This window comes from Candidatus Streptomyces philanthi (assembly GCF_059553635.1).
Window position 1 is genome coordinate 1 of sequence record NZ_JCANQV010000625.1, and the last position, 1,065, is coordinate 1,065.

The window sequence follows — 1,065 nt, forward strand, 5'->3', positions numbered from 1 at the left end:
GTGATGCCGACCACCAGCCAGATGAAGCCGGCCCCGGCGAGGGTGCAGGCCAGGGTGGACAGCGCGGGATGCCGGTGATGTGCCTCCGGCAGGATGGCGGTGGTCGCCAGGTAGAGCAGCACCCCGCCGAAGAGACCCAGGCAGGCGCCGAGCGCGTACGCCGGGAAGGTGAACGCCAGGGTGGAGGCGGCGCCGGCCGGCGGTGCCAGCGCGTCCGCGCCGAGCAGCAGCAGCGCCCCGCGCCGGCCGGTCCCGTAGAGGCTGGTGACGGTGTACGTGTTGAAGCCGTCGGCGAAGTCGTGGGCGATGACGGCGAGCGCCACGGCGACGGCGGTGTCCCGGCCCGCCTGGTAGGACAGTCCGATCGCGAAGCCGTCGACGGTGCTGTGGAAGATCATCACCGCGGCGGCCGCCACCCCCACGTGCGGCGCGCGCGGCAGGCCGGGCGGCGCCCCGGCGGCGGGGCCGCGTGCGCGGCGGACGGCGAGGAGCCGTTCCAGGGCGTGGGCGGCGAGGAAGCCGAGGACGAAGCAGAGCAGCGCCGCGGGGACCCCGTACACCGGGCGGCCCGCGGCCTGGAGCGCCTCGGGCAGCAGATCGAGGCCGACGACGCCCAGCATCAGCCCGCCGGCCAGGCCCAGGACCAGATGGCGGCGGTCGGTGACCCGGTGGGCGGCCCAGCCGCCGCACAGGGTCATCAGGCACGCTCCCAGCGCGATGACCACCGGCACGGTCGCGCCCCTTCCCCGGAGCCGCACGCTCCGCCGTCTCCTGCATACTGACCCGCCGCCGCCCCCGCATGCCGCCGCCGCCGAGAAAGGCCGTCCGATGCCCCTGTCCTCCGCTTCCCGCCCGCCCGCGCGTCCCGTGGCGGTGGCCGGTGTGGGCGCCTCGCGCGGGGTCGCGGAGGCGGAGGTGACCGCGGTGGTACGGGAGTGTCTGGAGCTGCTGGACGGCGCCGGGGACCCGGTGCTCGCGGCGCTGGCGACGGTCGCGGGCAAGGAGTCCGAGCCGGGGATCGCCGGGGCCGCCCGGCGGCTGGGGGTGCCGCTGTGGTGCTGGCCG

The 1,065-nt window shown here is 77.1% G+C and carries 2 protein-coding genes; one reads left to right on the plus strand and one right to left on the minus strand.

The window, feature by feature from the left end; translation table 11 throughout:
• A partial coding sequence (locus tag AC51EU_RS30715; protein ID WP_496270364.1) for a ZIP family metal transporter occupies positions 1 to 731 on the minus strand: 731 nt, incomplete at its 3' end.
• A 97-nt stretch (positions 732 to 828) separates the two neighbouring features.
• Here AC51EU_RS30715 and AC51EU_RS30720 point away from each other — a divergent pair.
• Positions 829 to 1,065, plus strand: a 237-nt coding sequence (locus tag AC51EU_RS30720; RefSeq protein ID WP_496270365.1) for a cobalamin biosynthesis protein, incomplete at its 3' end; no start/stop codon positions are given.